This is a genomic window from Streptococcus sp. 2018037, from assembly GCF_019754195.1.
Lineage (GTDB): Bacteria > Bacillota > Bacilli > Lactobacillales > Streptococcaceae > Streptococcus > Streptococcus hashimotonensis.
This window is the reverse complement of the sequence record NZ_JAIJZQ010000018.1, coordinates 11,826-35,593: the sequence shown is the minus strand read 5'-3', so window position 1 is coordinate 35,593 and position 23,768 is coordinate 11,826. Positions and strand designations below refer to the sequence as shown.

Annotated in this window: 20 protein-coding genes; 13 read left to right on the top strand and 7 right to left on the bottom strand. The window is 40.7% G+C overall.

Annotation, left to right across the window (positions count from 1 at the left end):
• The first annotated feature begins 15 nt into the window (after nucleotides 1–15).
• From polA to K5Q29_RS07440, 3 genes are all read left to right on the top strand, one after another.
• On the top strand, nucleotides 16–2,652 hold the full coding sequence (polA, locus tag K5Q29_RS07450; RefSeq protein WP_105139742.1) for a DNA polymerase I: 2,637 nt from the start codon (nucleotides 16–18) through the stop codon (nucleotides 2,650–2,652).
• On the top strand, nucleotides 2,639–3,421 hold the full coding sequence (locus tag K5Q29_RS07445; RefSeq protein WP_105139747.1) for a glucose-6-phosphate isomerase: 783 nt from the start codon (nucleotides 2,639–2,641) through the stop codon (nucleotides 3,419–3,421). Before polA ends, K5Q29_RS07445 begins: the two co-directional genes overlap by 14 nt.
• A gap of 235 nt (nucleotides 3,422–3,656) precedes the next feature.
• The gene (locus K5Q29_RS07440; RefSeq protein WP_105139741.1) at nucleotides 3,657–4,085 is read left to right on the top strand and encodes a CoA-binding protein; all 429 of its coding nucleotides are present in this window, start codon (nucleotides 3,657–3,659) and stop codon (nucleotides 4,083–4,085) included.
• 295 nt (nucleotides 4,086–4,380) lie between these two features.
• Here K5Q29_RS07440 and K5Q29_RS07435 read toward each other — a convergent pair whose 3' ends face one another.
• Nucleotides 4,381–5,223 carry a DUF975 family protein gene (locus tag K5Q29_RS07435; protein WP_105139740.1) on the bottom strand — a complete coding sequence of 281 codons (843 nt, stop codon included), beginning with the start codon at nucleotides 5,221–5,223 and terminating at the stop codon, nucleotides 4,381–4,383.
• Between the two features lie 533 nt (nucleotides 5,224–5,756).
• Between K5Q29_RS07435 and tgt the strand changes: the two genes are divergently transcribed.
• Nucleotides 5,757–6,899 carry a tRNA guanosine(34) transglycosylase Tgt gene (tgt, locus tag K5Q29_RS07430; protein ID WP_044763490.1) on the top strand — a complete coding sequence of 381 codons (1,143 nt, stop codon included), beginning with the start codon at nucleotides 5,757–5,759 and terminating at the stop codon, nucleotides 6,897–6,899.
• Between the two features lie 435 nt (nucleotides 6,900–7,334).
• Here tgt and K5Q29_RS07425 read toward each other — a convergent pair whose 3' ends face one another.
• On the bottom strand, nucleotides 7,335–8,420 hold the full coding sequence (locus tag K5Q29_RS07425; protein ID WP_105139738.1) for a Xaa-Pro peptidase family protein: 1,086 nt from the start codon (nucleotides 8,418–8,420) through the stop codon (nucleotides 7,335–7,337).
• Between the two features lie 209 nt (nucleotides 8,421–8,629).
• On the opposite strand from K5Q29_RS07425, the gene ccpA reads away from it, so the two are divergent.
• Nucleotides 8,630–9,634: a catabolite control protein A gene (ccpA, locus tag K5Q29_RS07420; protein WP_004298830.1), complete on the top strand. Its 1,005-nt coding sequence runs from the start codon at nucleotides 8,630–8,632 to the stop codon at nucleotides 9,632–9,634.
• Between the two features lie 433 nt (nucleotides 9,635–10,067).
• Here ccpA and K5Q29_RS07415 read toward each other — a convergent pair whose 3' ends face one another.
• Nucleotides 10,068–11,987: a Spy0128 family protein gene (locus tag K5Q29_RS07415; RefSeq protein WP_105139737.1), complete on the bottom strand. Its 1,920-nt coding sequence runs from the start codon at nucleotides 11,985–11,987 to the stop codon at nucleotides 10,068–10,070.
• Between the two features lie 309 nt (nucleotides 11,988–12,296).
• On the opposite strand from K5Q29_RS07415, the gene K5Q29_RS07410 reads away from it, so the two are divergent.
• From K5Q29_RS07410 to K5Q29_RS07385, 6 genes are all read left to right on the top strand, one after another.
• A complete protein-coding gene (locus K5Q29_RS07410) occupies nucleotides 12,297–13,295 on the top strand; it encodes a glycosyltransferase family 4 protein (RefSeq protein WP_105139736.1) in 999 nt (332 codons plus the stop codon).
• Nucleotides 13,296–14,609 (top strand): glycosyltransferase family 4 protein, encoded by a 1,314-nt coding sequence (locus K5Q29_RS07405; protein WP_024407007.1) that lies wholly within the window; start codon nucleotides 13,296–13,298, stop codon nucleotides 14,607–14,609.
• Between the two features lie 14 nt (nucleotides 14,610–14,623).
• Nucleotides 14,624–14,998, top strand: coding sequence for a hypothetical protein (locus tag K5Q29_RS07400; RefSeq protein ID WP_105105297.1), 375 nt, complete (start codon nucleotides 14,624–14,626; stop codon nucleotides 14,996–14,998).
• 268 nt (nucleotides 14,999–15,266) lie between these two features.
• Nucleotides 15,267–15,590, top strand: coding sequence for a MazG-like protein (locus K5Q29_RS07395; protein WP_398578112.1), 324 nt, complete (start codon nucleotides 15,267–15,269; stop codon nucleotides 15,588–15,590).
• Between the two features lie 15 nt (nucleotides 15,591–15,605).
• Entirely contained in the window at nucleotides 15,606–17,555 is a 1,950-nt protein-coding gene (gene thrS / locus K5Q29_RS07390) for a threonine--tRNA ligase (protein WP_105139734.1), read from the top strand.
• Between the two features lie 64 nt (nucleotides 17,556–17,619).
• Entirely contained in the window at nucleotides 17,620–18,483 is an 864-nt protein-coding gene (locus tag K5Q29_RS07385) for a hypothetical protein (RefSeq protein WP_105139733.1), read from the top strand.
• 46 nt (nucleotides 18,484–18,529) lie between these two features.
• Here the strand turns inward: K5Q29_RS07385 and K5Q29_RS07380 are convergent, their stop codons facing one another.
• From K5Q29_RS07380 to K5Q29_RS07365, 4 genes are read right to left on the bottom strand one after another with little or no spacing between them, the layout of a single operon-like run.
• Entirely contained in the window at nucleotides 18,530–19,189 is a 660-nt protein-coding gene (locus K5Q29_RS07380; protein WP_105139732.1) for an amino acid ABC transporter permease, read from the bottom strand.
• A 14-nt stretch (nucleotides 19,190–19,203) separates the two neighbouring features.
• A complete protein-coding gene (locus K5Q29_RS07375) occupies nucleotides 19,204–19,902 on the bottom strand; it encodes an amino acid ABC transporter permease (RefSeq protein WP_004298848.1) in 699 nt (232 codons plus the stop codon).
• Nucleotides 19,903–19,916: 14 nt separating this feature from the next.
• Nucleotides 19,917–20,756 (bottom strand): transporter substrate-binding domain-containing protein, encoded by an 840-nt coding sequence (locus K5Q29_RS07370; protein WP_105139731.1) that lies wholly within the window; start codon nucleotides 20,754–20,756, stop codon nucleotides 19,917–19,919.
• A gap of 10 nt (nucleotides 20,757–20,766) precedes the next feature.
• Nucleotides 20,767–21,528 carry an amino acid ABC transporter ATP-binding protein gene (locus K5Q29_RS07365; protein ID WP_105139730.1) on the bottom strand — a complete coding sequence of 254 codons (762 nt, stop codon included), beginning with the start codon at nucleotides 21,526–21,528 and terminating at the stop codon, nucleotides 20,767–20,769.
• Nucleotides 21,529–21,721: 193 nt separating this feature from the next.
• Between K5Q29_RS07365 and yycF the strand changes: the two genes are divergently transcribed.
• Together yycF and vicK are read left to right on the top strand one after the other, a co-directional pair.
• Entirely contained in the window at nucleotides 21,722–22,426 is a 705-nt protein-coding gene (yycF, locus tag K5Q29_RS07360; protein WP_004298854.1) for a response regulator YycF, read from the top strand.
• Nucleotides 22,419–23,768 carry a cell wall metabolism sensor histidine kinase VicK gene (gene vicK / locus K5Q29_RS07355; RefSeq protein WP_002935841.1) on the top strand — a complete coding sequence of 450 codons (1,350 nt, stop codon included), beginning with the start codon at nucleotides 22,419–22,421 and terminating at the stop codon, nucleotides 23,766–23,768. The genes yycF and vicK overlap by 8 nt, the downstream gene beginning before the upstream one ends.

Here is a 23,768-nt window from a genome sequence, read left to right as displayed (position 1 = left end):
TGCTATAATAGAGACATGAAAAAAAATAAATTATTATTAATCGATGGCTCTTCGGTAGCCTTCCGTGCTTTCTTTGCACTTTATAATCAAATTGATCGTTTTAAGAGTCCGACAGGCCTTCACACCAATGCTATCTACGGCTTCAATCTCATGCTGGACCACATGATGAAGCGGATTGAGCCGACCCACATTCTTGTGGCTTTTGATGCTGGAAAGACCACTTTCCGTACGGAGATGTATGCAGACTATAAGGCAGGTCGTGCCAAGACTCCAGACGAATTCCGTGAGCAGTTTCCTTTTATCCGTCAGATGTTGGATGCCATGGGAGTCAAGCATTACGAACTGGATCAGTATGAGGCAGATGACATTATCGGTACCTTGGACAAAATGGCAGAGCGGACAGACATTCCTTTCGATGTGGCCATTGTTAGCGGTGATAAGGATTTGATCCAGCTGACTGATGAGAACACCGTAGTCGAAATTTCCAAGAAAGGCGTTGCCGAATTCGAAGAATTTACCCCAGCCTACCTCATGGAAAAAATGGGGATTACCCCTACTCAGTTTATTGACCTCAAGGCTCTAATGGGAGATAAGTCCGATAACATCCCTGGGGTGACCAAAATCGGTGAAAAAACAGGTCTAAAACTCCTGACAGAATTTGGTTCTTTGGATGGTATCTACGAAAACATTGACAGCATGAAGGCTTCTAAGATGAAGGAAAACCTGATTGCTGATAAGGAGAAGGCCTTCCTATCTCGTACACTTGCTACCATTGATACTCAGGCACCAATCGAAATTGGTCTGGATGACATTGTTTATCAAGGTCCTAAGGTGGATGAACTGGGACAATTTTATGATGACATGGGCTTCAAGCAATTAAGGGCTCAGTTAGGTACGACCAGCTCGCAAGAGGAAGCAGTACTCGATTTCCAAATCGTAACGGAAATCAGCCCCGCTATGCTCAAACAAGACCAGTTTTTCTATTTTGAAATCTTGGGTGAAAATTATCACCGAGAGGATTTGGTTGGTTTAGCTTGGGGGGATAAGGAGAAAATCTATGTCGGAGGGCCTGAGCTACTTGATAGTCCAGTCTTGCGTGACTTTTTAGAAAACCAAACCATAAAAACCTATGACTTTAAGCGTGGAAAAGTTCTTCTTGACCGAAAAGAGATTACGCTACTCCCAGCTACTTTCGATAGCCGTCTAGCCAAATACTTGCTTTCCACCGTTGAGGACAACTCCCTAACAACCATTGCCAACCTCTATGGTCAGACCAGTCTTGTTCCAGATGAGGCAATTTATGGTAAGGGTGCTAAGTTAGACTTGCCTGAACGCGAGGTCTTTTTCCCACACTTGGTACGTAAGGTTCAGGTTTTGATTGAGACAGAAGAGCCGATGTTGACCAAATTAGAAGAAAATCAGCAATTAGATCTTTTGTTTGACATGGAGTTGCCACTGGCAAATGTTTTAGCTAAGATGGAGATTGCTGGTATTAAGGTGGAAGCTGAGACTCTCAAAGCTATGCAATCTGAAAACGAAGTTTTGATTGACCAGTTGACCAAGGAAATCTATGAACTAGCTGGTCAGGAATTTAATATCAATTCGCCTAAGCAGCTTGGGACCATTCTCTTTGAAGATATGGGCCTACCGTTGGAATATACCAAGAAGACCAAGACAGGCTATTCAACAGCAGTGGATGTCTTAGAACGCTTGGCGCCAATTGCACCAGTTGTTTCAAAAATCTTGGAATACCGTCAGATTACCAAGCTTCAATCAACTTATGTAGTCGGCTTGCAGGATGCCATTTTAGAAGATGGTAAGATTCATACCCGCTATGTACAGGATTTGACACAAACAGGTCGCCTATCTTCGACGGACCCTAACTTGCAAAATATTCCTGTTCGTCTAGAACAAGGGCGCTTGATTCGTAAGGCATTTGTGCCATCTCTTGAAAATAGTGTCCTTTTGGCATCGGACTATTCACAGATTGAATTGCGCGTCTTGGCTCATATTTCTCAGGACCAGCATTTGATTGAGGCCTTCCAGCAAGGTGCAGATATTCACACTTCGACAGCTATGCGGGTCTTCGGTATCGAAAAAGCTGAGGATGTGACACCAAATGACCGTCGGAATGCCAAGGCTGTAAACTTCGGTGTCGTCTATGGTATTTCAGATTTCGGTCTATCCAATAACTTGGGGATTACACGTAAGGAAGCTAAAGCCTATATCGATACCTATTTTGAACGCTTCCCAGGAATTAAGAATTACATGGAAACCATTGTTCGTGAGGCACGTGATAAGGGTTATGTAGAGACGATTTACAAACGCCGTCGTGAATTACCAGATATAAACTCTCGCAATTTCAATGTCCGTAATTTTGCGGAACGTACAGCCATCAACTCACCGATTCAGGGTTCGGCTGCAGATATTCTCAAAGTAGCCATGATTAATCTTGACAAAGCTTTGACTGAAGCAGGTCTTGCGACACGTATGTTATTGCAAGTACACGATGAGATTGTTTTGGAAGTCCCAGTGGCAGAGCTAGAAACGGTAAAAGCCATGGTAAAAGAAACCATGGAATCGGCAATTAGCCTGTCTGTGCCATTGATTGCGGATGAAAATGAAGGTTCAACATGGTATGAAGCAAAGTAAGAAAGGAAAAAGTATGAAAAAATTAATTCTTTGTATTGGTCTATGTAGTCTTCTGCTCGCAGGTTGCGGAAAAGCATCGCAGAAGACTGAGAAAACACCAGCTTCTTCAGGTGAAGAGTTTTCAACCACCTTACCGATTTTGCAAGAAAAGCAAGATACTACGAATGAACAGTTCAATGTTTTAGCAAATGCAGAGCTTGTAGCTGTTAATAGTACACCACCTGCCGACGAAACACAAAAAGGCCACAAGATTTATGCGGCCAATAATGGTGTTGCTGAAAAAGATGAAAATGGGAACATCAAGGAATTTTTCCGTTATTATGATGTGCCATCTACTTGGACAATTAATGCAGAAAATACTAAGGATGAGACAGTCGCTGCAGTCTATGATGTTAAAGAAGGTTCCAGCAATTACATGGTCCAACTCTATAATATCAATGCTTTTAATCAGTCTCCATTGGAAGAAGGTCGCAATATGACGCCGGAGGAATTAGAAGCACGGATGGTTGAAACAAATCATTCTTTCAATGAAAAGACGGTTGTCACAATCAATGGTCAGGAATGGCAGGTTGGGCGACAGTTATTAACAGATCAAAAATTAGCTCGTCTGACTATTTATCGGATGGAATCGACAGCTGCTTATGACGACTCCGTGGTTGTTGGTTCAATCTATTATTCCTTAGATCCAGGAGATGATAAAAAGCGTACCAATCTTAAAAAGGTTATCGGCCAAGTTAAGGATGTTGTGTACCAAATTGCTAAAAAATAATCAGGATAAACAAGCTAAGTTAGTATAGTCTTTTAGTTTACTTTTAGTACTAGGCAACGAGCCGCAGGCATAACTGGAGTTAGGCAAGGCGAGTTAACGAAGTAATAAAAGAAATACTAAATGACGATAACTAGTTAGATTATTCTAGATGAACTGACAAGATTGTGTTATAGTGTTCTCTATTCATTAAGCTTTTATTGATTCTAACATTTAATATACATTAAAGGAGGTATCTATGTCTTATTCCTTCCAAAATCCTAGTCAGGACATTATCTTTGACTATTTGAAAAATGCTAAGACTATTGCGGTGGTCGGTTTGTCTAGTCGAGAAGAGACAGCAGCCTACCGCGTTTCCAAGCTCATGCAGGAAGCGGGCTATAAAATTATTCCAGTTAATCCCAAGGCTGCTGGTGGGACTATTTTAGGCGAGTTGGTCTATAGTAGTCTAGCAGAGATTGACCAACCTATTGATATTGTAGATGTTTTCCGCAGAAGTGAATTTTTACCAGAGGTAGCACAGGAATTTATCCAGTCGAATGCCAAAGTTTTCTGGGCTCAACTTGGATTAGAAAGTCAAGAAGCAGAAAAACTGTTGCGTCAGGCAGGTTGTAACGATATTGTCATGAATAAATGTATCAAGATTGAATATCTTGAAATGAAATAACAATACTAGTAAGTCGGGTTATATTTTTTTCACCGAAAAAGCAGCTCAATGAACCATTGAACTGCTGGATGACTCTAAGTGAGGAGCGCTTAGAATTGGAACAAATTACTACACATGGCGTAAAAATAGAAAGGAAGAAATCTGCTCCAATACCAAGCAGGCTAAATAGTCCTTTGTCGCTCCTCAGTCATAGTATAACACAATCCAACTGTTTGCACCAATTATTGATATATTTTTTTCTTAAATATCGACACAAAAACTTATATAAAAATAAGAGCAAATATCGCTCTTATTTTTATACGTAACTCATTTTCTTAGCCTGATCATCTAAAATTTCTTCATGGAAGTGCATTTGTGTAGCATAGTGATACGGCCATACATATAAACCTGCCAATCCAAATGTAATAATGACAAGAAGGAACCAACCAATGAAAGATAAATCAAGTGTAAAGCGTTTGAATTTGTAACCTTTCATCAACTTTCGGCTAGACCGAATGATTGAAAAGGCGCCTGTATATTCTTCGCGTTCCAATTGTTCAAACAAGATATATTCTACCTGTGAGTAAGCATAGATTTGTGGAATATAAAGAGCCAACCCTAAAAGGATAAGTAGGATACCTCCCATAGCCATTAGCCCCAGTATGGCAAGGATTTCCATAGGAAGCGCATTAGGATCCAAGGTTTGACTGGATGCAGCTATAATCGTAATCATCGTTCCAGCACCGATAAGTAGACCGATACCAAGGTAAAACAGGAGTCCCCAAAGGAAGAGCAAGAAACTTTTTAAAATGTAGGTTCGAAAGATTTTCCAGAAATCTTTATGATTGAAAATGCTCAAGGAATCTTTGAATGATGTGGTAGTTTTGCCCCCTTTGATGATATTGAAGATAGTCCATATGACTGATAATGACAACATTCCTAGTAGCAATCCGTAAAATATTGGAAACAAGGAGGTAGAAATAAAGTAGCTAGGACTAGCAAGTTCCTCAGCTGATACTCCAGCAAGGCTATTGCGAGAGAAAGAAATTAACTGAACGATAACAGAAATGGTGACGGGGATGACGGCCACTTGATAGATACCAGGTGTCTCGTTTAGCGTTTGGCGAGCCCGCTCACGTATATTAAAAATTGTAAACATCTACATAACCTCCTTATCTTAACATTGTAACATAATTCTAGATGACAAGCTAGGCTTTTTTTGATAGACTGGAAGGTGCTGTGGTATAGTCGTTTAGTTTGCTTTTATGAAGTACGGCAGAGCGAGTTCAAATACTCTAGTGGAGTGTTTGAAGTTGGAAATAGGGAGTGGGAAAGAACTAGACTGGTCAAAAAAAGTTCGTCAACAAGTCCTAGTTTTAAGTTGTTGAGCTGAAACAGTCTAACCCCAGATTGTTTCAGCCAATCAATCACTGCGCTGAGATGTTGACACGACCCCTGAGAAGCGAGGTTGGTCTTGAGCCCAACCTTTCGCTCGTCGAAGTAATCAAAGATAAACTAAATGACTATAATTTGTCAGTTTGTTGTGATGCGCCTATCTATTTACTGTTAAATAAGTAGAACACAAGGTAAATATCGCTGAAATAAGCGAGAACATTTAAGACACTCTGATGGATTAGACCATGCAAGATTAAATTCCTAGGACTGTTTTTCCTAGCGGGAGGTAAATAAAAGATGACAGATGTTCCAATCAAGTATCGCTTGATTAAGAAAGAAAAGCACACAGGTGCACGTTTGGGTGAAATTATTACCCCACACGGGACCTTTCCGACCCCCATGTTTATGCCAGTTGGGACTCAGGCAACGGTAAAGACCATGTCGCCTGAAGAATTGAAAGAGATGGGATCGGGAATTATCCTATCCAATACCTATCATTTGTGGCTTCGTCCAGGTGATGAATTGGTGGCGCGTGCAGGTGGTTTGCACAAGTTTATGAATTGGGATCAACCGATTCTGACTGACTCTGGTGGTTTCCAGGTTTATTCTTTGGCGGATAGTCGCAATATCTCAGAAGAAGGTGTGACCTTCAAAAACCATCTCAATGGTAGTAAGATGTTCCTATCACCTGAAAAAGCTATCTCTATTCAGAACAATCTTGGCTCTGACATTATGATGAGCTTTGATGAGTGTCCGCAGTTCTACCAGCCTTATGACTATGTCAAAAAATCCATCGAAAGAACAAGTCGTTGGGCAGAACGTGGTCTCAAGGCTCATCGCCGTCCGCATGACCAAGGCTTATTTGGTATTGTACAAGGTGCTGGTTTTGAAGATCTTCGTCGCCAATCAGCTCATGATTTGGTTAGCATGGATTTTCCAGGTTACTCTATTGGAGGATTGGCTGTTGGTGAAACACACGCTGAAATGAATGCTGTCCTGGACTTCACGACCCCTCTTTTACCAGAGAATAAACCACGCTACCTCATGGGGGTTGGAGCACCAGATAGCTTGATTGATGGCGTAATTCGTGGGGTTGATATGTTTGACTGTGTATTACCAACACGTATTGCGCGTAATGGAACCTGTATGACCAGTCGTGGACGTCTTGTAGTGAAAAATGCTCAGTTCGCTGAGGACTTTACACCGTTAGATCCAGAGTGCGATTGCTACACATGTAAAAACTATACACGTGCGTATCTCCGCCATTTACTTAAGGCCGACGAGACATTTGGTATCCGTTTGACAAGTTATCATAACCTCTACTTCTTGATTAATTTGATGAAGAATGTCCGTCAAGCAATCATGGATGACAACCTTTTGGAATTCCGTCAAGACTTTATGGAAAAATACGGTTACGGTAAAAACGGACGTAATTTTTAGATAAAACAGCCTTCTTTGTGGACTTAGCCTTGTTCTCATACTCAATGAAAATCAAAATCAGACTAGCTCCAAAGGTTTGGGGAACCTTTGGAGGTTGGAGATAGAGCGAACGTAGTTCGTTTCTACTTACGCAGATAGAACCCTGTTACTATTTTGTTTCAAGGTAACAGGCTGAAAGGCTCCACTGGAGCCTTTCACTCATCAAATCAAGTCAACAACGTCTGATTTTGATTTTCGAAGAGTATCAGTTACAGTTTCTCAAGATTTGGTTAGATACAAATAAATAAAGCATACGATTATGAAACTCCTCGGTAACATGATCGTATGCTTTTATTTTAATACTTGGCTTCACAGCACTTCTATTTAATGTTCTTTGAAGATCAAAATGAACAGTTGTCAACGAGCTTTGATGAGTGAAAAAACGATTGGTCCCCATTACCCTTCAAAATACAAAAGTTCTTTTGGTGTTTTTGTAAAGACTTCAAAGCCATTTTTGGTAACGTAACCACAATCCTCGATACGAACACCAACTTTTCCAGGGATGTAAATACCAGGCTCGACAGAGAAACACATACCTTCTTCGATGACCAAATCATTGCCTTCCATAATTGATGGGAATTCATGGACATTCATTCCCAAACCGTGACCGAGTCGGTGGTTGAAGTACTCGCCATAACCTGCTTTTTCAATCACAGAGCGAGCGGCATAGTCAATTTCACTAGCGGTCACACCAGGCTTAATCATATTAACTGCAGCCATATGAGCCTCTAAAGTTAAGTTGTAAATATCCTGTTTAAACTGGTCTGGCTTACCGACAGCGACTGTGCGCGTCATATCAGAGGTATAGCCCAAAGTTTCTACACCTAGGTCAAACAATAGCAGAGCGTCATTTTCGATTTTGTTTGTTGAGGGAATACCGTGTGGATTTGCGGCATTGTTGCCGGTTAAGACCATGGTCTCAAAGCTCATTTTTGAGATGCCTTGTTTCTTCATTTCAAATTCAATCTGAGCAATGATATCAGTTTCTGTTACGTTGAGTGAGATATTGTTAAACCCAACCTGCATAGCCTTATCCGCAAACTCTCCAGCAACCAGCATTTTTTCAATTTCATCACGAGACTTGATCAATTTCATAGCATTAATCAGAGGTGTAATGTCTGAAAATGGTTGGCTAAAGATAGACTGAAGACCATGGTAGCGGGTTAAATTCAAATTATCAAATTCTGCACCGATTGCTGAGAAAGATTTCTGTGGCAATTTGCTCTTGATAATCTGCCATGGATTTTCTGAGTCCATATAGCCGGCTACAGGAAAGTCAACAGTCGCAACCGCACGCTCTACATCCAAGGCAGGGAGAAAGAGTAGTGAGTCGTGGTCAGGCATAACAAAGAGCATCATGTGGCGCTCATGAGGATCGCTATGATAGCCAGTCAGATAATAGATGCTAACTGGATCAGAGAAGATGGCCAAGTCCATTTTGTTGGCTTCTAAGTAGGATTTAACATGATGTAATTTTGACATAGTGGAGACCTTTCTAGCATGTAGTGGTAAAAAAAGTGAAAGTTTCGTTTATTATATAGACTATTGTTCCAAAAAATGAAAAAAATTGCAAGTATTATCAAAAAAATGACGTTTTTCTCTTGAAAGTGGTTTCAAAAAGTGATACACTATACTTGAGTGAAAGCGTAATTTTCATAGAACTAGAACTATTGAAAGGGAGTACATAACGTATGTTAAACACTGACGATACGGTAACGATTTATGACGTTGCCCGCGAAGCAGGTGTATCCATGGCGACAGTATCGCGCGTGGTAAATGGGAATAAAAACGTAAAGGAAAATACTCGTAAAAAAGTATTAGAAGTCATCGACCGTTTGGATTATCGTCCGAATGCTGTTGCACGTGGCTTGGCCAGCAAGAAGACTACCACTGTGGGGGTTGTGATTCCAAATATTGCTAATGCTTATTTTGCAACCTTGGCCAAAGGTATCGATGATATTGCCGATATGTACAAATACAATATCGTCCTAGCAAACAGTGATGAAAATGATGAGAAAGAAATTAATGTGGTAAATACCCTGTTCTCAAAACAGGTGGACGGAATCATTTTCATGGGCTATCATTTGACAGACAAGATTCGTGCAGAGTTTTCACGCTCACGTACACCGATTGTTTTAGCTGGTACCGTGGATTTGGAGCACCAATTACCTAGTGTCAATATTGATTATGCTGCCGCTAGTGTTGATGCAGTTAATCTGTTAGCTAAGAACAACAAGAAAATTGCCTTTGTATCAGGGCCGCTTGTAGATGACATCAATGGTAAAGTTCGTTTTGCAGGCTACAAACAAGGCTTGAAGGACAACGGAATCGAGTTTAACGAAGGATTGGTTTTTGAATCCAAGTATAAATACGAGGAAGGCTACGCTCTAGCAGAACGTATTTTGAATGCCGGAGCAACTGCAGCTTATGTTGCAGAAGATGAGATTGCTGCCGGTCTATTGAATGGTGTCAGTGATATGGGCATTAAGGTTCCAGAAGACTTTGAAATCATTACAAGTGATGATTCCCTAGTGACCAAGTTTACTCGTCCAAACCTGACCTCTATCAATCAGCCACTTTACGATATTGGTGCAATTGCTATGCGCATGCTTACCAAAATCATGCACAAGGAAGAGTTGGAAAACCGTGAGGTAGTTCTTAACCACGGAATCAAAGTACGGAAATCAACTAAGTGATAAATATGGGAGTAGCCGGATAAGATATCTTATTACTCCGCACCCTCACTCTATCAAACATTATAATCATTTAGTTTATCTTTTATTACTTCGACGAGCGAGGAAACATTTCCAACCTAGAACAGCCTTTGGGCTGTTCTAGCAACCTGTAGCTATTGAGGCAAACTTGCTTCGACTTATCTCCAGCCTTCAAAGGTTCCCCGAACCTTTGAAGCGAGTACTAAAAGCAAACGAAATGGCTATACTAACCGAAAACTAAAAGATTATAAAAAATAAATATAAAGCCCTCGCTAGATGTATAAGCTTAGCGAGGGCTTTGTGGTTGATTTTAAGTCTGTCACACTCTGTAAGTTGTGCGAGATGTTGATGCGAATCTAGAGAAGCAGTACTGGGCTTGTTCTCATCCTTTAGAACTGTATCAGTTAGGTGATTATTATAATTTACGTTTACGTGTAAACAACGCAATTGCAAGCCCGATAATACCACTTGTCAATAACCATAAACTTCCTTTCTCACCAGTTACTGGTAAGATTTGCTTAGCAGTTTCGGTTTTAAATGTTGAAGTCTCCTGCTTATCTGTTTTTTCAGTTGTTGGTTTAGTGTTTGAATTTTCTTCGACTGTACCATTTTGGTTGTTCACATTATCAGATATCTGTTTTTTAGAGGTTTCGATATTTTCCTTATCTTTATTAGCTATTTGCCTTTCAGGTGTTACGGCATTGTCCTTCTCATTAACAGGCATCTGTTTTTCAGAGGTTACAACCTTATCGTTCACAACACTCGGCATTTGTTTTTCAGAGGTTTCGATATTTTCCTTCTCTTTATTAGCTATTTGCTTTTCAGGTGTTACGGCATTTTCATTCTCAACAGTCGGCATCTGTTTTTCAGAGCTTACAACCTTATCGTTCTCTTTATTAGTCATTTGCTTTTCAGGTGTTACGGCATTTTCGTTCACAATGCTTGGCATCTGTTTTTCAGAGCTTACAACTTCATTGTTCTCTTTATTATCTGTTTGCTTTTCAGGTGTTACGGCATTTTCGTTCACAACACTCGGTATTTGTTTTTCGGAGATTACAATATTATCGTTCTCTTTATTAGTCATTTGCTTTTCAGGTGTTACGGCATTTTCGTTCACAATGCTTGGCATCTGTTTTTCAGAGCTTACAACCTTATCCTTCTCTTTATTAGCCATTTGTTCTTGAGGTGTTATGGCGTTTTCGTTCATAACACTCGGCATTTGTTTTTCAGAGGTTTCAATATTATCGTTCTCTTTATTAGTCATTTGCTTTTCAGGTGTTACGGCATTGTTGTTCTCAACAGTCGGCATCTGTTTTTCAGAAGCTTCAATATTATCGTTCTCTTTATTAGCCATTTGTTCTTGAGGTGTTACGACCATGTCGTTCACAATGCTTGGCATCTGTTTTTCAGAAGCTTCAATATTATCCTTCTCTTTATTAGCCATTTGCTCTTCAGAGGCTTCAATATCAGTAATAATGCTATCCGTGGTTGGCGCTATTAACTTCCCAGGATTCAAAATATTCTCAAAGATTTGATCGCTATTTTCATAAGTCACTGTTGAGACTAGTTGTCCGTGATTGTTATCTTTCACAGTGATAGTGGCCTTAATATCTGATTTGTCATAGATAATATCGCCAAGTCCGCCATCAACTTCTGAAACAGTGTAGGTATAGGTTCCCTCTTTTGTAAATGTTAGGGCACTAAAGTTTACAGAACCATCTGCTTGATTACTTACCTTTTCGATTTCATCGCCTTTTTCATTTTTTAAAACAAATTCGAATTCACCGGTGTTTAAGGTACGTCCCTCGAGGACTTTTTTAATCGAAAGACTAGCAGCAGCTGGAGCAGGTGTATAGAAATTGTTAAAGACATTGTCATCAGCAATAAATTCAATCATTGCCTGTAATTGTCCGTTGTTTCGATCTTCTACAGTTATTTTTGCTACAATATATTTCGAATCATACTCAACACCACTAAGCTCATTTTTTACTTCTGAAATTGTATACCAATATTCGCCGGGCTTATCGAATGATAGATTTTTAAATCTAACTTGGCCCTCTTTTGTATTTTGAGTTGTATCAATAAGTTTCTCACTATCCACTTCTCTAAGCTCAAATTTAAATTCATTTTCTAGAAGTTCACGACCAAATAGTCGTACTACTGCTGGTATTTTGACATTAACCGCCTTTGAAGTAGCCTGTCCCCCATCAGGTTGTTTTGCGCTGATGATGGTATTTTTTACTTCTTGTGCCGATACATTATTCACTAGAGCAACAGTCCCAAATAATACTATTCCTGGTATTAGGAGCGATGTTCTCCATTTCTTAGTATTCATTATCCTTTTTTCCTTTCTCAAAGCATGATTTATGTAGCTAATTTGTGTCGTTATAACATGCAAATTTTACATCTAAAGTCCTCAATAAATTTTGAACGCTTAGTGCCAGAATGTGCACCATTCGTAAATTATAACATCTTCTAAAAAACATTCAAGCTGTCCTTCTGCTTTTAAAATCTGTTTTATATGTTTTTTATGTAATCATATATTTAGGATTATCTTCTTTAGTATTGGCTTTAATTGATACAAAATTCGTGTAGAATACAGTTTAAAATATGAAAAAATGTAAAAAAGGGCTATAATGGTATTATGAAAGTACTATTGTATTTAGAAGGTAAAACTGTTTTAGAGAAATCAGGAATTGGTCGGGCGCTTCAACACCAGATGGAAGCGCTAGATATGGCAGGTATTCCTTATACAACAGACCTGCTGGGAGATTATGATGTCATTCATATCAATACCTATGGTCCACGCTCCTGGTTATTGCTACATGCAGCCAAACGAAGTGGAAAAAAGGTAATCATGCATGGACATTCCACGAAGGAAGATTTTCAAAATTCCTTTATCGGTTCGAATACCCTAGCTCCTTTTGTGGGGAAATATCTAGCAAGCATGTACCAAAAGGCAGACTTTGTCATCACTCCTTCAGAGTATTCAAAAAAACTCATCCAGTCTTACGGTGTGACAACGCCAATTATAGCCGTTTCGAATGGTATTGATTTAGATAAATATAAGAAGGATGAACGTAAGGAAGCAATCTTTCGAGAGCATTTTAAAATTGAAGAAGGTCAGCCAGTTGTTGTCTGTGCAGGGCTCTACTTCCGACGTAAAGGAATTGAAGACTTTGTCAAGGTAGCCGAAAAGATGCCGCATGTCCGCTTCATTTGGCTCGGTTCAATCAATAAGTGGCTGATTCCGTCATATATTAGAAAAATTGTTGAGGGAGATCATCCAGCGAATGTCGAGTTTCCAGGTTATTTTAAAGGTGCTGTTTTTCAGGGTGCAATGAGCGGAGCGGATGCCTTTTTCTTCCCATCGTATGAGGAAACAGAAGGGATTGTTGTTCTGGAAGCTCTTGCTAGTCATCAGCATGTTGTTCTAAGAGATATTCCAGTTTACAATGGTTGGATTGACGAAAACGTTGCCGAATTGGGACATACAGTGGATGATTTTGTCGATTCTATTCAGAAAATCTTAGACAAGCAGGTTGATAAACGTGAGGCGGGCTACCAGGTTGCGGTTAGTCGCTCGATTGACAATGTTTCCCACCAATTGGTGGATGCCTATCGACAAGTATTGGAGATGTAAATGCGGATTGGATTGTTTACGGATACCTATTTTCCACAGGTTTCAGGAGTCGCGACTTCGATTCGGACTCTTAAGACAGAGTTGGAGAAATTGGGACATACGGTATTTATTTTTACGACGACAGATGAGGATGTGAATCGCTACGAAGATTGGGACATTATCCGAATTCCTAGCGTACCTTTTTTTGCCTTTAAAGATCGTCGAGTGGCCTACGCGGGTTTTACAGATGCCTTAAAAATTGCAAGTCGCTATAAACTAGATATTATTCATACTCATACAGAATTTTCTTTGGGGATTTTGGGGAAAATGATTGCCAAGGAACTAGATATTCCAGTGGTACATACTTATCATACCCAGTATGAAGACTACGTACACTATATTGCCAAGGGGAGGATTATTCGTCCCGGGATGGTTAAATATTTAGTACGGGCATTTTTAAAAGATCTGGATGGGGTAATTTGCCCCAGTGAGATTGTTGAAGATCTTTTAATGAGTTACAACGTTCCGATTTCTAAACGAGTCATTCCGACAGGAATTGACCTGGCAAAGTTTGATAGACCAGAAATTGGCAAGGATGAAACAGATGAGTTGCGGGAACAACTAGGAATTGCTAGTGATGAAACGATGTTGTTAAGTCTGTCTAGGATTTCTCACGAGAAGAATATCCAAGCAATCGTTCAGGCAATGCCAAAAATTTTGCTGGAAAATCCCAAGGTGAAGTTGGTCATTGTCGGAGGTGGACCTTATACAGATGATCTTCAGGAAATGATAGCGGAGCTTAATCTAGATGAACACGTCCAGTTGACGGGAATGATTGCTCCAAGTGATACAGCGCTTTATTATAAAGCTGCGGATTTCTTTATTTCTGCTTCGACCAGTGAAACACAGGGACTAACTTTCTTAGAAAGCTTAGCTTCTGGAACTCCTATTTTGGCACATAGCAATCCCTACTTAAAAAACGTTATAACAGATAAGATGTTTGGGACACTCTTCATTCGAGAACAGGAGTTGGCAGATGCCGTCGTTGAGGCAATTATTGCTACACCACCAATGAATCCATATGTACTTGATAAGAAGCTCTATGAGATTTCTTCTACGAATTTTGGGCGCAAGGTTTTTGAATATTATCTAGATTTGAAGATTTCGTATGATTTTAGAAAAGAACATACTAATCAAGATAGCGTAGCAGAAGCTTTGATCAAAGAGGCTATTTACCTACCGCAAAAAGTAGTAGTTAAATCAACAGACACAACAGCAAAAATATTGAAAAAATCAGTCGAACAAGTAAAATCAATCCGGAATTTCTTTGAATAATTTGGAGGTTTCAAATGGAAAAGCTTCGGAAAGAGAGTTGGAAGAATCTGGTTTTGGTAACTCTCATTGTTCTATCCATGTATGCAGGTATTTATCTGATTGCCTTTCATCTGATTAGTGACACCATGCTTTCTAAGGAGCTGGTGGTTGGGAATATATTGCTCTATACTCCCATTGTGTTATTCCTAACGGGTCTTCTTTATGGATTTTTTTATGGCTTTTCTCCTAGCCTTCTTGCCTTGGTTTTACTGCTTTATCCTGTAACCATCTTTTTCTTTAAGGAATGGATTATTCTCTATCAGATTGTCTACACCTTATGTGCTCTGATTGGAAATGGGATAGGAGCTCTGCTATTTTCTCTAAGAAAGAAAATGAGGAAAAATCCTTGAAAAATCAGGAAATCCTGTTATAATAGCTTTTAGAGACTTATCAATTCTAGGAAATCTTTGAGAGAGTGTGCGGTGGGTGCAAGCACATAGAGGATAGGATTGACACTACTCGGTATGATTTTATGCAAACATAAAAGGGTGGTTCCCTTATCGCCAATCTGAGGTAGCCAGGCTTTTTAGCGTGACTGCGAATGAAGGTGGAACCACGTTACGACGTCCTTTTGCGAGGGCGTCGTATTTTCTTTTTTAACAAAACAAGGAGATGAAGTTGACCAGCATTCCACAAGAAACGATTGACCGTTGCCTAGCCGTTCGCAAGGCTTACAGAGAGTTGGAGGTCAAGCACCACGACAAAGAGTGGTCCATTGAAGAAGACCTCTTGGCTTTGACCAATGATATTGGCAATATGAACCGCCTGATTATGACCAAGCAGGGTCGTTACTATGATGAAACGCCCTATACCTTGGAGCATAAAATGGCTGAAAATATCTGGTGGTTGATTGAATTAGCCGACCGACTGGATATTGATATTCAAAAAGAAATGGAAACCTTTTTAACTCAGAAAGAAGAGTTATTGGGGATTAAAAAATAAAAAAAGGAGATAAATATGATTCGTATTACTTTCCCAGATGGTGCTGTTCGTGAGTACCAAGCTGGTGTGACTACTTTTAAAATTGCAGAGAGCATCAGCAAGTCTTTGGCGAAAAAGGCTCTTGCTGGTAAGTTCAATGGTAAATTGATTGACACCACTCGTGCCATCGAAGAGGATGGTACGCTTGAAATCGTAACGCCTGACCATGAGGATGCCTTGGACATCTTGCGTCACTCAGCTGCCCACTTGTTTGCCCAAGCGGCTCGTCGTCTTTTCCCAGACATCAAGTTGGGGGTTGGTCCAGCTATTCAGGACGGTTTCTACTATGACACGGACAATGCGGCTGGCCAGATTTCAAATGAAGACCTGCCACGCATTCAGGAAGAAATGATGAAGATTGTCAAGGAAAACTTCCCTTCAGAACGCCGTGAGGTGACCAAGGAAGAAGCTCTTGAGATTTTCAAAAATGATCCATACAAGTTGGAATTGATTCACGAGCACTCTGATGACGAGGGTGGTTTGACCATTTATACCCAGGGAGAATACGTTGACCTCTGCCGTGGCCCACACGTTCCGTCAACAGGTCGTATCCAAATTTTTGAATTGCTCAATGTGGCTGGTGCATACTGGCGTGGTAAGAGTGAAAATCCGATGATGCAACGTGTTTATGGTACAGCTTGGTTTGACAAGAAAGACCTCAAGGCTTACCTGCAAATGCGTGAGGAAGCCAAAGAACGTGACCACCGTAAACTTGGTAAGGAATTGGATCTCTTCATGATCAGCCAAGAAGTTGGTCAAGGCTTGCCATTCTGGTTGCCAAACGGTGCAACTATCCGTCGTACCTTGGAGCGTTACATCACAGACAAGGAATTGGCTTCAGGCTACCAGCACGTATATACGCCACCATTGGCTTCTGTTGAACTCTATAAGACTTCGGGTCACTGGGAGCATTACTCCGAAGATATGTTTCCAACTATGGACATGGGCGACGGTGAGGAGTTTGTTCTTCGTCCGATGAACTGTCCGCACCACATTCAAGTTTATAAAAACCATGTGCGTTCTTACCGTGAATTGCCAGTACGTATCGCTGAGCTTGGTATGATGCACCGCTATGAGAAATCAGGTGCATTGACTGGTTTGCAGCGTGTACGTGAGATGACTCTCAACGACGGTCATATTTTCGTGACCCCTGAGCAAATCCAAGAAGAGTTCAAAAAAGCTCTCCAGTTGATTATCGATGTGTACGCAGATTTCAACCTAAACGACTACCGTTTCCGCCTGTCTTATCGCGACCCAGAGGACAAAGAGAAGTACTATGACAACGATGAGATGTGGGAAAATGCCCAGCGTATGCTGAAGGGTGCCATGGATGAAATGGGCGTGGACTACTTTGAAGCAGAGGGTGAAGCAGCCTTCTACGGTCCGAAGTTGGATATTCAGGTGAAGACTGCCCTTGGTAACGAGGAAACTCTGTCAACCATTCAGTTGGACTTCCTCTTGCCAGAACGCTTTGGCTTGACCTACATTGGTGCTGACGGTGAGGAGCACCGCCCAGTTATGATTCACCGTGGTGTTATCTCAACTATGGAACGCTTCACTGCCATCTTGATTGAAACCTACAAGGGTGCCTTCCCAACTTGGTTGGCTCCAACCCAAGTGACCATGATTCCAATTTCTGTGGAGGCTCATTTGGATTACGCTTGGAAGGTTGCCAAAGAATTGCAAGACCGTGGCGTTCGTGTACACGTGGATGAGCGGAACGAGAAGATGCAGTATAAGATTCGTCAGAGCCAGACCAGCAAGATTCCATACCAACTCATCGTCGGTGACAAGGAAATGGAAGACAATGCTGTCAACGTTCGTCGCTACGGAAGTAAAGCAACGCAAACTCAGTCTGTATCAGAATTTGTGGACCATATCTTAGCAGATATTGCTCGCAAGTCACGTCCAGCTGAAGCTGAATAAATAGAGCAAGAAGTCCGAAAGGGCTTCTTTTTTGGTATAATAGTCAAGGAAAGTGGTGGTAATAATGAAAAGAGTAATAAAAGTTATTGTAGGTCTGATGTTAGGAATTGTTGGTTTCTTTATTGTCATGATAGTTGGTTTGTATCTCTTATTTAGTCCCAGGGTGGCTAGTCGAGAGGAATTGATATCGTATCAGATGATGCTTGAACAGGGTATGGAGTCATATGGTTTCACTGGTAAGGTGGAGTTGACAAAATTTCGTCCTATAGCCATTGGTAACCCATGGGATGTTTTAGAGTATGATTATACTGAGGTTATAGACGGTCAGTCAATTACACTTCAATCCTCTGATACTTTGGTCAATAACCGAATTGAAGGACAGGAGGCATTAAACGGACTACTAAATATGACGGTCTATTTTGATGATAGTCCAAGCGGAATGTTGTATCAATTTGATGGTATCGTTGACCAAGCTATGTGGCATCAGCCGAGAGGTAAATATTTACTGAATCAGGCACAGCAGATATTTAAACTGATGGAAGAAAAAGATTTCACTTTGTTTGAAGTGGATGGTAGGCTTGAAACTCAGGATGAAAAACTGATAAAGTTTTATGAAAAGGTAGAGGAAAATCGCTATAATGGTCAGGCTTTTGCAGGTTTTTATGATATTAATTTAGACTGGCTCATGGAGGAAGAAATGGCGGTAATTGAAGTTGAATTTTTTAATAAGAAGGACCTTGGTTTAGAAAACGACTTAGTAGAGGAAGATAAATTACTAGCTGATTTAAAACAGAAAGTCGAAACATTTGACTATTCTAATGTGGAAGACGGAACCTATAGAATTGGTTTTCGTAGACCTGGAGTGCAGTCGACAAGTTTTTTCGTAACAATCAAGGTAAAAGATCATCATTATTTATTCTTAAAATAGTTGTTACAAACACAAAAACTCCCAACCAATTGGCTGGGAGGAATGTTTATTCAATACTGCTCGCCCAAGACTTGGCCACATAACGTGACAGACTTGAAATGGCAAAGTTGATAATGAAATAGATGAGAGCAATCATGAGGTAAAGGGCAAAAACTTGCTCTGCCTCAAAGTAGCGTCCCATGAGGATTTGACTAGAACCAAAGAGTTCTTGCAAGGCGATAACGGAGTAGAGGAAACTAGTGTCCTTGATGACCGTTACAATCTGCGAGATGATGGCAGGCAGCATCTTGCGAATGGCCTGTGGCATGATGATATAGACCATGATTTGCACTGGGGTAAAACCCTGTGATAAACCAGCTTCGGTCTGGCCCGGTCCGATGGCGTTGAGACCACCACGGATAATCTCGGCCATGGCTGCCGTGGTAAAAATAGTAAAAGCAGTAATACCAGCAGGTGTTGACTTCATTTGGAAGACCAAGAAGACAGTGAAAATCCAAAGCAAGTTTGGTACATTACGCACAAATTCGATATAGATGGTTGCAATCCACTTGAAGAGTGGATTTTTTCCGTTGCGCATGATAGCGAGAATCATTCCGAAAAGAATGGACAGGATTACCGAAATGCTTGAAATATAGAGGGTTAACTTCAAACCACTCCACAAGAGTTGGAAGGTTGAAGGTTTGAGTAATTCTAAAACATAATTCATCGTTCAACCTCCTATTAGTGTGAAAAGGCTGACTTATTCTTTTCTTCAATGCGTCGGCCCCAGCTTGCAACAGGGAAGCACATGATGAAGTAAAGGAAAGCAGCACCAGCAAAGGCTGGGATGTAGTTGGCATTCATGGCAGACCAAGATTTTGTCATAAACATAATATCAGCTCCAGAAATGATGGCAACAGTAGCCGTATTCTTAATCAGGTTTACTACTTGGTTGGTCAAAGGTGGAAGAATGGTCGGAATGGCCTGTGGCAAAATGATAATCCGCATGGTTTCAGCTTGAGTAAATCCTTGTGAAAGTGCAGCTTCAGTCTGCCCAGTCGGCACCGCCTCAATCCCTGCACGAATGACCTCTGCGATATAGGCACCGTGATAGAGTCCGACGCAGATAACAGCTGTCCAGTAGATGGACGGCATGAGAACATAATTTGAAATCAGTGGAAGTCCATAATAAACAATCATGAACTGAACCAAAAGCGGTGTATTTTGATAGTATTCAACATAGACACGTGCGATGATTTTTAAAACTTTATTTTTACTTGAAGAGAGACTACCAAAGACAATTCCTAAAAACATGGCCATGATAAAGGCCCCGACAGAAATGGCTAAGGTAAAGAGAAAACCTTGGAAAAAGGTTGGAAAATCCTTGAAATAACTGACCCAATTCTCCCAAGCGTAAGGACTAGTTGTTAAAACTGTCATATTGTTTCACCTTTCTATTCGTCAGTTTCTGTGACTGGTTTGAGGTCATTGGCATCATAGATGCTTTGTAGGCTACCATCGGCAGTCCATTTTTCTACGAGACTATTTAAGTAGTCGTTAAGGTCTTTGTTAGATAATTTAGTAACAATCCCATAGTCAGAAGCTGAGAAGCTAAAGTCCATGAGTTCAGATTTTGAGCTGATATACCCAGAAAGGATAGATTGGTCTACAGAAAATGCGTCTGTACGGTGAGCACGTAGCGAGACAGAGAGTTCTGGATAAGAACCAAGTTCAGCAAAGTTTACTGAAATGCCATACTTATCTGCTAGTTCAGAGATGAGGGTACGTGTAATGGAACCCTGAGCTACACCGATTGTCTTTCCATCCAGGTCGGTAAATGTCTTGACTCCACTATCCTTATTGACCAAGAAGCCAACGGCATCTGTGTAGTAAGGAGTTGTGAAATTGTAGAGTAACTTGCGCTCCTCGGTGATGGTAAAGGTTGCGATGACCATATCTACTTGACCGTTATCAAGAAGCGGTCCACGAGTTTGGGCAGTGACCGGAGTAAATTCAATATCTACACCTAATTCATCAGCAATTTTGCGAGCGATGTCAATCTCCATTCCCTCAAATTCACCAGTATCAGGATTTTTGTAGCCAAAGTTAGGGACGTCCTGTTTCACTCCGACACGGAGCACGCCCCTATCAATGATAGCTTGAACCTGATCACTATTAGTGATGGTTGCGGGTGTTTCAGTTTGAGCTACTGGTTGTTTTGCAAAAACGAGAAGAATAAGTCCGAAGACTAATAATCTAATTGCAAAGAAAATATTGATTTTTTTCTTGTCCATAGACTACCTCCTAGAGTTTTACCTTATCAGATTCATGGTTGATAATCTTACTGAGGAATTGTTTAGCGCGTGGTTCGGTTGGATTGTCAAAGAATCCATTGACATCTGTCGTGTCTACTAGAACTTGGCCTTCAGCCATAAAGATGATACGATCAGCTACTTCACGTGCAAAGCCCATTTCGTGTGTTACGACAATCATGTTCATCCCGTCACGTGCCAATTTTTGCATAACTGCAAGTACATCGCCGATAGTTTCTGGGTCCAAGGCAGATGTTGGTTCATCGAAGAGTAGAAGCTCAGGTTTCATAGCTAAGCCGCGAGCGATGGCGACACGTTGTTTTTGGCCTCCGGATAGCATAGCAGGGTAGGAATCCTTCCGATCCCAGAGGTTAACAAACTCAAGATACTTTTGAGCGTTTTTTTCAGCCGTAGCTTTATCGATTCCCAAAACCTTAATAGGTGCCAAAGTAACATTTTCTAACACGGTTTTGTGTGGGTAAAGGTTAAAATGCTGGAAAACCATGCCAACTTCTTTGCGAAGTGATACGAGCTCTTTGATAGAAGTAGAGGAAATATCATGTCCGTTGACAATGAGCGTTCCTTCATCAATTGCCTCTAAACCGTTAATCGTGCGAATGAGAGTAGATTTTCCGGATCCGGAAGGTCCAAGGAGAACGACAACCTGTCCAGGTTCGAATTCCAAGTTGATATTGCGTAGGGCGTGGTAGTCGCCATAGTATTTGTTGACATCTTTAAATTCTACTAAAGCCATAAAATTCTCCTTGCATAGTGTTTTTTAGGTATTCCCATCTTAGCATTGCCTATATACAATGTCAAGTAAATTCTGACAATTTAATGTATTGTATGTTACAAAATATGACATATCTGTGTCAGGTGGTTTTGAAATATGAATTTTTTAGGTAAGTTTGATATAATAGAAGAAATAAAGCAAAGGTAAGATACTAATGAAAAAAATATTAATTGTAGATGATGAAAAACCAATCTCAGATATTATTAAGTTTAATATGACGCGTGAGGGATATGAAGTTGTGACAGCTTTCGATGGACGTGAAGCCTTGGAAGTATTTGAGGCTGAGTTTCCTGACATTGTCATTTTGGACTTGATGCTGCCAGAATTGGACGGACTAGAGGTGGCTCGAACGATTCGTAAGACCAGCAATGTTCCAATCTTGATGTTATCTGCTAAAGATAGCGAATTTGATAAGGTTATCGGGCTTGAAATCGGGGCGGATGATTATGTGACCAAGCCCTTCTCTAATCGTGAATTGCAGGCGCGTGTTAAGGCTCTTCTTCGTCGTAGTGAATTGGCAGAAACGCAGACAAATATTGAGTCAACAGGAACTCCAGAGTTGGTGATTGGCGATTTGGTCATTCTGCCTGATGCGTTTGTCGCTAAGAAGCATGGTAAAGAGCTGGAGCTGACCCATCGTGAGTTTGAATTGCTCCACCATTTGGCCAAACACTTAGGTCAGGTTATGACTCGAGAACATCTATTGGAAACAGTATGGGGTTATGATTACTTTGGTGATGTCCGCACGGTGGATGTAACGATTCGTCGTCTGCGTGAGAAAATTGAAGATACACCAAGCAGACCAGAATACATTCTTACTCGTCGCGGAGTAGGATATTTTATAAAAGGAAATGATTAATCAATTACGTTATTTAATGACCACGGCAGAATTTTGGTTTGTTGTCATTTTGATTGGCTTTCTAATTGCTCTGACGGTCCTTTTGATTGAAAACTATCGGGATAATAAGCAAATTAAACAACTCAATCAAAAAGTCAATGCCTTAATTGAGGGGAATTATGCAGATGTGTTAGACATGAGGGGAAGTCCTGAAATCACAGACATGGCGAATTCTCTTAATGATCTGTCGGAGGTCATCCGCTTAACTCATGATAATTTAGAACAAGAAAAGACACGTCTGACTTCCATCCTGTCCTATATGAGTGACGGTGTTATTGCTACAGACCGTATCGGACGGATTATCATGATTAACGATATGGCCCAGAAACAGTTGGGGCTTTCTAGCCAAAAGCAGGAGCAGTATCACCTGCTAGAGGTTTTAGATTTATCAGACCGTTATACATTGAGAGATTTGTTGGCTCAGACACCTGAGATTGTGATTGATCACACCAATGAAAACGAAGAATTTTTGACTTTACGCGCTAATTTTGCAACGATTCGTAGTGAGAGTGGTCTGATTTCTGGCTTGGTTGTCGTCTTGCATGATATGACCGAGCAGGCCAAGGAAGAACGGGAACGTAGGCTCTTTGTGTCAAATGTGAGTCATGAATTGCGTACGCCATTGACTTCCGTCAAATCCTATCTAGAGGCTCTGGATGAGGGAGCGCTGACGGAGTCTGTTGCACCGAGTTTTGTTAAGGTATCCTTAGATGAGACCAACCGCATGATGCGGATGATTACAGATCTCCTAAGTTTATCGCGTATTGATAATCAAGTTGGTCAGATAGATGTCGAACTGATAAACTTTACTGCTTTTGTGACCTTTATTCTTAACCGTTTTGACCAAATGAAAAATGCTGATTCTGATAAGGTCTATACGATTGTTCGTGACTATCAAATCAGTCCTATTTGGGTTGAGATTGATACAGATAAGATGACTCAGGTTTTGGATAATATCTTAAATAATGCCATTAAATATTCGCCAGACGGCGGGACAATTACCTTCAGCATGAAGACCACAGATAGCCAGTTGATTGTGTCCGTCTCAGACGAAGGTCTGGGGATTCCGAAAGCAGATTTACCTAGAATTTTTGACCGATTCTATCGCGTGGACAAGGCACGATCTCGTGCCCAAGGTGGTACAGGTCTTGGTTTAGCTATTGCAAAAGAAATCGTGAAACAACATAAGGGCTTTATCTGGGCTAAAAGCGAATATGGTCATGGCTCAACGTTTACAATTGTCTTGCCGTACAGCAAGGACATCGCACTAGATGAGTGGGATGATTCAGATGAGGAAGAATAG

What these genes read in the sequence shown, in the direction of transcription:
- polA (WP_105139742.1), top strand. Translation starts at nt 16, where the DNA reads ATGAAAAAAAATAAATTATTATTAATCGATGGCTCTTCGGTAGCCTTC.
- K5Q29_RS07445 (WP_105139747.1), top strand. Translation starts at nt 2,639, where the DNA reads ATGAAGCAAAGTAAGAAAGGAAAAAGTATGAAAAAATTAATTCTTTGT.
- K5Q29_RS07440 (WP_105139741.1), top strand. Translation starts at nt 3,657, where the DNA reads ATGTCTTATTCCTTCCAAAATCCTAGTCAGGACATTATCTTTGACTAT.
- K5Q29_RS07435 (WP_105139740.1), bottom strand. Translation starts at nt 5,223, where the DNA reads ATGTTTACAATTTTTAATATACGTGAGCGGGCTCGCCAAACGCTAAAC.
- tgt (WP_044763490.1), top strand. Translation starts at nt 5,757, where the DNA reads ATGACAGATGTTCCAATCAAGTATCGCTTGATTAAGAAAGAAAAGCAC.
- K5Q29_RS07425 (WP_105139738.1), bottom strand. Translation starts at nt 8,420, where the DNA reads ATGTCAAAATTACATCATGTTAAATCCTACTTAGAAGCCAACAAAATG.
- ccpA (WP_004298830.1), top strand. Translation starts at nt 8,630, where the DNA reads ATGTTAAACACTGACGATACGGTAACGATTTATGACGTTGCCCGCGAA.
- K5Q29_RS07415 (WP_105139737.1), bottom strand. Translation starts at nt 11,987, where the DNA reads ATGAATACTAAGAAATGGAGAACATCGCTCCTAATACCAGGAATAGTA.
- K5Q29_RS07410 (WP_105139736.1), top strand. Translation starts at nt 12,297, where the DNA reads ATGAAAGTACTATTGTATTTAGAAGGTAAAACTGTTTTAGAGAAATCA.
- K5Q29_RS07405 (WP_024407007.1), top strand. Translation starts at nt 13,296, where the DNA reads ATGCGGATTGGATTGTTTACGGATACCTATTTTCCACAGGTTTCAGGA.
- K5Q29_RS07400 (WP_105105297.1), top strand. Translation starts at nt 14,624, where the DNA reads ATGGAAAAGCTTCGGAAAGAGAGTTGGAAGAATCTGGTTTTGGTAACT.
- thrS (WP_105139734.1), top strand. Translation starts at nt 15,606, where the DNA reads ATGATTCGTATTACTTTCCCAGATGGTGCTGTTCGTGAGTACCAAGCT.
- K5Q29_RS07385 (WP_105139733.1), top strand. Translation starts at nt 17,620, where the DNA reads ATGAAAAGAGTAATAAAAGTTATTGTAGGTCTGATGTTAGGAATTGTT.
- K5Q29_RS07380 (WP_105139732.1), bottom strand. Translation starts at nt 19,189, where the DNA reads ATGAATTATGTTTTAGAATTACTCAAACCTTCAACCTTCCAACTCTTG.
- K5Q29_RS07375 (WP_004298848.1), bottom strand. Translation starts at nt 19,902, where the DNA reads ATGACAGTTTTAACAACTAGTCCTTACGCTTGGGAGAATTGGGTCAGT.
- K5Q29_RS07370 (WP_105139731.1), bottom strand. Translation starts at nt 20,756, where the DNA reads ATGGACAAGAAAAAAATCAATATTTTCTTTGCAATTAGATTATTAGTC.
- K5Q29_RS07365 (WP_105139730.1), bottom strand. Translation starts at nt 21,528, where the DNA reads ATGGCTTTAGTAGAATTTAAAGATGTCAACAAATACTATGGCGACTAC.
- yycF (WP_004298854.1), top strand. Translation starts at nt 21,722, where the DNA reads ATGAAAAAAATATTAATTGTAGATGATGAAAAACCAATCTCAGATATT.
- vicK (WP_002935841.1), top strand. Translation starts at nt 22,419, where the DNA reads ATGATTAATCAATTACGTTATTTAATGACCACGGCAGAATTTTGGTTT.